The organism is Aminobacter sp. P4_H6_2 (genome assembly GCF_056400805.1).
Genome location: NZ_JBFUKO010000219.1, coordinates 1 through 8,051 on the forward strand (window position 1 = coordinate 1; position 8,051 = coordinate 8,051).

At 63.5% G+C, this 8,051-nt stretch carries 4 protein-coding genes; 3 read left to right on the forward strand and 1 reads right to left on the reverse strand.

Features of this window, described 5'->3' with window-relative positions; all coding sequences use genetic code 11:
- On the reverse strand, positions 1-6,185 hold a 6,185-nt coding region (locus AC1DUU_RS16360), incomplete at its 3' end, for a coiled-coil domain-containing protein (protein WP_476784464.1).
- A gap of 278 nt (positions 6,186-6,463) precedes the next feature.
- Here AC1DUU_RS16360 and AC1DUU_RS16365 point away from each other — a divergent pair.
- The 3 genes from AC1DUU_RS16365 to AC1DUU_RS16375 all read left to right on the forward strand — a co-directional run.
- On the forward strand, positions 6,464-6,838 hold the full coding sequence (locus AC1DUU_RS16365) for an Hpt domain-containing protein (RefSeq protein WP_476784465.1): 375 nt from the start codon (positions 6,464-6,466) through the stop codon (positions 6,836-6,838).
- Between the two features lie 93 nt (positions 6,839-6,931).
- Positions 6,932-7,252, forward strand: coding sequence for a 2Fe-2S iron-sulfur cluster-binding protein (locus AC1DUU_RS16370; protein ID WP_476784466.1), 321 nt, complete (start codon positions 6,932-6,934; stop codon positions 7,250-7,252).
- An 81-nt stretch (positions 7,253-7,333) separates the two neighbouring features.
- Positions 7,334-8,051 (forward strand): NAD(P)/FAD-dependent oxidoreductase (locus AC1DUU_RS16375; RefSeq protein WP_476784467.1); only part of this gene is annotated, 718 nt, incomplete at its 3' end.

Genomic DNA, 8,051 nt, shown 5'->3' on the forward strand with positions numbered 1-8,051 from the left:
CCGGTCAACAGGTCGCGGACCCATCCACCTTGCTGGCCGCGGCTGGCCGGTTCACGCGCCGGCTGCTGCAGCGGCTGGGCGGGAGCGGGGCGATCGATATCGAGCGTGCCACGCAGGGCCGTGCCACCGAGCGGTGCTGGCGGCTCGCGGCGCTCGGGCTGAGGGGCAGGACGGCGCGCCGGCTGCGGCTGCGGGTTGCGCAGCGAGGCATCTGAGACATCGACGGTGCGGCCGGACTTGGCAACGATCGCCGACAGCTCCTTGAGCGCATTGATCTGCTCGGAAACGGCACGGCGGATGGCCGTGGTCGACTCCTTGGCCTCCGCAGGCATGTCGAGCACGCCCTTCTTGAGCTCGGCGCGCGTACTTTCGAGCTCGCTCTTGATGGAGCCAGCAGTGCGGCGCATGTCCTCGGTGGCGTCGGCGAAGCGCTTGGTCGCGGTTTCGACGACATCGGCGATGGCGATGCGAATCTTGTCCGCCGATTCCATGGTCTTGCCTTCGGCGTTTTCCAGCGTCTGGCCGACAAGGCGCTCGAACGACTGCATGACGCGTTCAAGGTCTTCCGACTTCTTGACCAGGCCGACGGCGAGGTCTTCGAGCGACGACTGGCGCTCGAGCGTGTGCTCGAGGTTGCTCTGCGCCGAAGACAGCAGGTTGGACGCGCTCGACAGCAGGCGGCTGTGCTCGTCGAACTTGGTGGCGATTGAGGCCACCTCGCGCAACGTGGTCGACGACAAGTCAGTCAGGCGATTGGTGTTGGTATCCACCAGTCGCGCAGCGCTGGAGAAGGTCTGTGCGGCCTTTTCAGTGGTTGCGGCGAAGTTGGAGGTGCTGCCAGTCAGACGATCGTCGACATTGGCGAGGTTCGCCGCAGCCTGATCGATCAGGTTGCCGAGCTGCGAGCTGGATGCCGTCATGCGGCCGATGAGGTCGGCCACGCTATCGGCAAGCGTCGAGCGAGCGCCCTCGACGGCAGACAGGGTCTCGGCGGTGCGGTTGGCAAGCGCCTCGACAAGCACTGCGTTTTCGGCGCGCAGCTTTTCGGTGGCACGCGCGGTGACTTCTTCCATGCTGCGGTGCAGGTCGTTGCCGCTTTCGGCGAAACGATCGACCAGCGGACGGGCGGTCTCGTCGAGGATCTTGGCGATCTCGTTCGAACGCTCAACCAGCATGGCGTTGAGTTCACGCGTGTTGGTGCCGATCGCGCGAGCGGCCTCGTTGGTGCTCTGGCCGATATGCTGGCCGACCGCCGTGAAAGTCTCGGCGACCACATTGGCGCGGGCGACGAGCTGTGCTTCGGCCTGGGCGACCTGCTCGTTGAGCTTCTGGCCCATCGATTCCGCACCGTAGGCGAGGCGGGCTTCGGCACTAGTCAGGTGTTCGCCGATGCGGGCCGCAACACCTTCGGCGCCGGAGGCGAGCCGCTCATCGACATTGGCCAGCGTCTCTTCGATGGCACGAGCGCGGGCATCGAGATCGGCTGAGGTGCGATGGGCGCGGGCAACGACGCGCTGTTCGGTTTCGGTGAACGCGTTGGCGATTAACGCGGCATGCTCGCCGATGCCCGAGGTGCTCTCGGCGATGCGGGCGGCAAGCTGCTGGCCGGCTTCGTCGAATGCCTGGCCGATCTCCGAAGCGCGTCCCAGCAGCGACTGCGACGTGTTGTCGACGCGAGCAGCAATCTTGTTGTCGGCGTCATCAAATGCGCGGCTGATCTCGCTGGCGCGGCCAAGCAGCGAATCCGCCGTCTTGTCGACACGCGCGGCAATCCGGCTGTCAGCTTCTTCGAAGGCACGGCTGATCTCGCCAGCACGGTTAAGCAACGAATCGGCAGTCTGATCGACGCGAGCGGCGATCCTGCTGTCGGCTTCCTCGAAGGTCCGGCCGATTTCGGCGGCGCGGCCGGCAAGCGCTTCTGCCGTTTGCGTGGCGCGGGCAGCGAGCCGTTCATCTGCCTGTTCGAAGTTGCGAACGATTTCACCGGCACGGCTGCCAAGCGTTGCCGAGCTGTCGGCGACACGGGCCGCGATACGCTCGTCGGCTGCGTCGAAGATGCGGCTGAGCTCGCCGGCACGGTTGCCAAGCGAATCCGCGCCTTCTGCGATGCGCGAGGCGAGCTTTTCGTCGGCTGTGTCGAAGATGCGACCGAGTTCGGCGGCACGGGCAGCGAGTGCGTCGGCGGATTCGCCGATGCGCATGCCGAGCCGTTCGTCGGCGCTGTCGAAGTTGCGCAGGATGTCGCCGGCGCGGGCCGACAGCGCATCCGCCGTTTCGATGGCACGCGCGATCAGCGAACGGTCTGCCGTATCGAAGGTGCGGGCGATTTCGCCTGCCTTGGCCGACAGCGTGTCGGCGGTTTCTTCGGCACGTGCCAGGAGTGCGTTCGAGGTTTCATCGGCGCGCGCGGCAAGACGGCGGTCAGCGTCTTCGAAGGTACGGGCAATGTCTTCAGTACGCGCGAGCAGCGCGGTCGACGTCTGTTCGGCGCGCTCGGCGATGCGGCGGTCGGCGTCGGTGAAGGCGCGGCCCGCTTCTTCGTTGAGCGCTGCGGTCACTTCCATGACCTTTTCGCGCAGGGCGCCTGCCACGAAGACCGCGCTCTTTTCGAGCACGCCACGGACATTGTCGACGCCCAGCGACAGGGCGCGTTCCATGGAGCTGGTGCGCTCTTCGATCACGCCGGTCTGGCGACGGAAGGTTTCCTCGATCTTTTCGATGTCGCCAGCAATCGCATCGGAAATGTCGACGCGGCGTGCTGCGATCTGGTCGATATGGCCAGCGATGGCGAGATCGATATCGCGACGTGCATCGCCGAGTTTGCCGAGATCTTCGTCAAGCGCGCGGGCCATGGTGTCGCGACCTTCGGCGAGCTTGCCGACATGGCCAGCGACGATGTCGTCGATGCTGGCGCGGCTGTCGTTCAGCATGGCAAGATCGGCTTCGAGCGCCTTGGTCAGCGTATCACGGCCGGCGGCCAGCTTGTCGACCTGGCCAAGCATCATGCCATCGATCCTGGCGAGATCGGCTTCCAGTGCGCGGCGAAGGATGTCACGGCCTTCTGCCAACTTCTCGACCTGACCGGCAACGAGGCCGTCGATGCCCGAGCGGCTGTCGGCCAGCTTGGCGAGATCGTCTTCAAGTGCCATGGACAAGGTGCCACGCTCGGCAACCAGGCGCTCGGCATGGCTTGAAACCAGGCCCTTGACGCTGTCGAGATCGGCTTCGAGCGAACGTGCGAGCATCGCACGGTCTTCGGCAAGCTTCTCCGACTGCGAGGCGACCGTGTTGCGGATGGCGTTGAGGTCAGCTTCGAGCGCGCGCTTGAGGATGTCGCGGCCCTCGGCCAGCTTCTCGACCTGGCCGGCAACGAGGCCGTCGATGCCCGAGCGGCTTTCGGCCAGCTTGGCAAGGTCGTCTTCCAGTGCCCGGGAGAGCGCGCCGCGCTCGGCGACCAGCCGTTCGGCGTGGCCCGACACCAGGCCCCTGACATTATCGATGTCGGTTTCAAGCGAACGTGAAAGCATCACGCGATCTTCGGCGAGCTTCTCGGAGTGCGACGTGATCGTGCTGTGGATCGTGTTGAGGTCGGTTTCGAGCGCGCGCTTGAGGATATCGCGGCCTTCGGCAAGCTTTTCGACCTGGCCGGCGACAAGACCGTCGATGCCTGCGCGGCTGTCCGCCAGCTTGGCGAGGTCCGACTCCAGGGTCTGGGAGAGCAGGACACGCTCGTCAGCGAGCTTGCCGGCGTGGTCCTCGATGAGGCCATGGACCGCGGCGATATCCATCTGGAGGTTGTTGGAAAGGCCGGCGCGATCGGCTGCCATCTTCGACGAATGGCCATCGACAAGCGCCTTGATGCCGTCGAGGTCGCTCTCGAGTGCTTTGGACAGGCCAGCACGGTCAGCGGCGATCTTGGACGAATGATCGTCGACCAGCGTCTTGATGCCGGCGAGGTCGCTCTCGAGTGCTTTGGACAGGCCAGCACGGTCAGCGGCGATCTTGGACGAATGATCGTCGACCAGCGTCTTGATGCCGGCGAGGTCTGTCTCAAGCGCGTTGGCGAGGATGGCGCGGCCTTCGGCGATCCTTTCGACCTGACCGGCGACGAGGCCGTCGATGCTGCTGCGGCTGTCAGCGAGTTTGTTGAGGTCGGCTTCAAGTGCACGCGAAAGAATGTTGCGGCCTTCGGCCAGCTTGCCGACATGGCCAGCGACCATTTCGTCAATATTCGTACGAGCTTGCACCAGTTTCTCAGAGTCTTCAACGAGTGCCTGTGCCAACTGTTCGCGGCCATGCGCCAGTTGCCTGAACTGGCTGCTGAGGGTGTCGTCGATAACCTGACGCGACTGGTCCAGCTTGCGCATGTCATCATCAAGGGCTTGCGTGATCAGGCTGCGGCCTTCGGCGAGCTTCTGAACCTGGAAGCCGACTGCGGCCTCGATGCTGGCGCGACCCTCGGCGAACTTGCTGAGGTCGTCCCTGAGTGCTGCGGCCATGCGGTCGCGCGCTTCGGACAGTTTGCGGGTGTGGTCTTCGACCGCCTGCTCGATGCCGACACGGGCGTCGGAGAGGCGCTGGATGTCGCCGTCGAAGGAACTCGACACCTGATGACGAGCAGCTTCCATGCGGCCGGCGAAATCGCTGGCGCGGGTTTCGAGCATGGTCGAGGTCGAGGTGATGATATCGGCGAGGTCGGTGCCGATCTGGGCCTTGCCCTGGTCGATCACCGCAGTCAGCGAGTCGCGTCCCTGGACGAAGGTCGAAGCGATCTCGCGAGCACGTTCGACTAGCGTCTCATTGATCTGGCGGGCGCGCGCTTCGAGCGCCGCATTGAGCTTGGCCGTGCCGGTGTCGAGTGCCTCGGCGCGCGTCTGGAATTCGCCGATCAGCGCCTGGCCACGCTCGGCCAATGTACGTTCGATGCCGTGCAAATTGGCTTCAAACTCGGAGTTGAGCGTCTTGGCAGCGCCGCCGAGGAGAGAAACCATGCCTGAGGTCCGGTCGTCGAGCATATCCGTCAGCGAACGGGTCGCTTCGTCAGTGCTCTGGGTAAGCTTGGCGATGCGCGTGTCGAGCAGGCTGGCGAAGGCCTCGCCCGAGGTCGACAGGCGGTCGCCTAGCGTGTCCATGCGATTGTCGATCGCCTCAAACAGGCCCATGCCGCCTTCGTTGATGCGGTCAATAAGCGTGTCGCCGGAATTGGTGATCGTCATCGACAGCTTGGTCGAGGCGTTCAGGATGCTATCGCGGATGATGTCGCTTGCCGAGCCGAGCTCGTCACGCAACGTCTCATGCGCGCCGGAAATCGAAGCCCGAACACGTTCGGCATGCGAGACCACGGCTTCGCGCTCGTTGCCAAGTCCGTCGACCAGCGAGCGGATACGGGCAGCGTTTTCCGAATAGGAACGCTCGATCTGGTTGACTTCGGAGTGAACGAGGGTCTCGAGTTCGACAGCGCGGGCGAGCGTCCGCTCGATGCCTTCGCCCATGGCAGCCACTTCGCGGCGCACGGCCTGGCCGACCATCATGACGCGATCCTGCGCCATGTTTTCCGGCTCGGCGAGGCGGAAGGCCACTTCAGTCATCGATTGGGCGGCAATACGCATTTCCTGGGCGCGGCGGATCATCGCAGCAAAAGCCCAGAACAGGGCGATCGGAACGATGGTAGCGACGACGAGCATCAGCAGGCCGGGGCGTGCCAGTGCGTCGTCTACCGAGCGGATGGTCCAGATGCTGGGCGTGACGATGCGGTCGGCAAGTGCGACTGCGCCAGCAACCCAGGCAACGGACACCACTCCGACCATCCAGTAGATGGTGCTGGAGGCGCGACGGTTGAGGCCGTGCAGCAGCGACTTGTAATCTTTCTGGCGGTCGTCATTGGCCGGCTTGAAGCCTTCGGGCTGCAACGGCTTGGTCTCGACGGGGCGCAATTGGGCTGGGGGCTCGGCAACAGGGCGCGCGGCAGCAGGTGCTGGCGGGGCCTTGGGCGCCGCGGGCTTCTGCTTGTCGCTTTCGCGCGCCAGTTCCTCAGCTGCCTGGGAAATCTGTGCTTCGAGATCGTCCATCGACGCGGCCATGTCGAGGCCGCCTTCGCCGCCGCTCAAATCGAAGTCGAGCGCCTGCTCAAGCTCCTTGGCTACGTCGAGATCGAAGTTTTTTGTCGGAGTGGATTTCTTCGCCATGCCTACGCTACCCTGTACTAAAGACGCGGAATCTCTGGACTTTTTGTCCTATTTTTGACCACGTCCGAGGCTCAATATGGACCGCCCGTATCGTAGTGACACAATCGGGTAAAGAAAACATGCATTCGCCCTGATACGTAAAAGTTTAAATATAAGGTTAACACTGACGTGATTGCTGGCCCCAACTCCGCAGGCTTTCGGGCTTTGTCGGGTTAACGGGTTATCCACATGGTCGCCCTAGGTTACCAACCCATGGGCGAGTGGCGAGGCAAGGTTGAATGGTAACGCGCGAAACCGGTTCCGTGGCTTTCGGGATGCCGGGAGGAGAATCTTCGGCCGCAGCACATGCCCGCCCCATCGACCTCGAACATCTGGCTCGGCAGACAATTGGTGATCGCGACGTCGAGCGCGAGGTGCTCGACATGTTCGTTCATCAGGCCTTTTCAGTTCGTGATGCGATCGTCACGGCGGACCTGGCGGAGCGCCTCAGGCTTTGTCACGCCCTCAAAGGGGCTGCGCGCGGCGTCGGTGCATTCCCGATCGCGGACTGTGTCGCCAAGATCGAGACGCATCCAGACGATGCCGGATTGATAAAGCGGCTAGCCCGTTTGATCGACGAAGTGCGGGATTTCATCTCAGCGATCAGCCGCTAGATCGCAAACCCGACATCAGGCGGCGCTTTCGCGCGGCAGTTGACTTGCACGGTGGAGTGATTATCTGCCGGGTGACTTTTCTTAGGAACGAGCATGACCAAGCTGACCTACATCGCCCATGACGGCACGCGTTTCGAAGTCGAAGCCGAAAATGGCTCGACCGTGATGGAAAACGCCATCCGCAATGCGGTGCCTGGCATCGAGGCCGAGTGCGGTGGTGCCTGCGCCTGCGCGACGTGCCATGTCTATGTCGACGAAGCATGGACCGCGATCGTCGGCGAGCCAGAGGCGATGGAAGAAGACATGCTCGACTTCGCCTATGAGGTGCGCCCGAATTCGCGCCTGTCGTGCCAGATCAAGGTCAAGGACGAGCTCGACGGCCTCATCGTCACCGTTCCGGAACGCCAGGGCTAACCTTTCAGCTCTGCGCCGCGCTTGGCATGGCGCTACATGTCATGCACATTCTCCATTGCATGCGTGAGCGGCGAGGCGGCTTTGAGCGACATCACCACTACCGACGTCCTGATCATCGGTGCCGGCCCGATCGGCCTGTTTGCCGTGTTCGAACTTGGTCTGTTCGACATGCGCTGCCATCTGATCGACATTCTCGACCGGCCGGGCGGGCAATGCGCCGAGCTTTATCCGGAAAAGCCGATCTACGACATTCCAGGCTACCCTTCGATCGGCGCGCAGGAACTGGTCGACAAGCTTCTGCAGCAGATCTCTCCCTTCAAGCCGGACTTCACCTTCAACCGCATGGTCACGGCACTGGAGCGGCTGGAAGGCGGCGGTTTCCGCGTTACCACCGATGAGAATGAGGTTTTCGAGGCCAAGGTTGTGGTGATTGCCGCCGGCGGCGGCTCGTTCCAGCCCAAGCGCCCGCCAATCCCCGGGATCGAGGCCTTTGAGAAATCGAGTGTCCGCTATGCAGTTCGGCGCATGGAAGAATTGCGCGGCCATGATGTGGTGGTGGTTGGCGGCGGGGATTCCGCTTTGGACTGGACGCTCAACCTGCAACCCATCGCGCGGCGCGTCACGCTTGTCCATCGCAGGCCGGARTTCCGGGCAGCACCAGACAGTGTCAACAAGATGCATGCGCTTCGTGATGCCGGCACCATCGATCTGGTGATCGGGCAGGTGTCGGCGCTTTCAGGCGAGGGCGGCGAGCTGCGTGCGATCACGATCAAGGGGGCGGAAGGCGATGTCGATATCT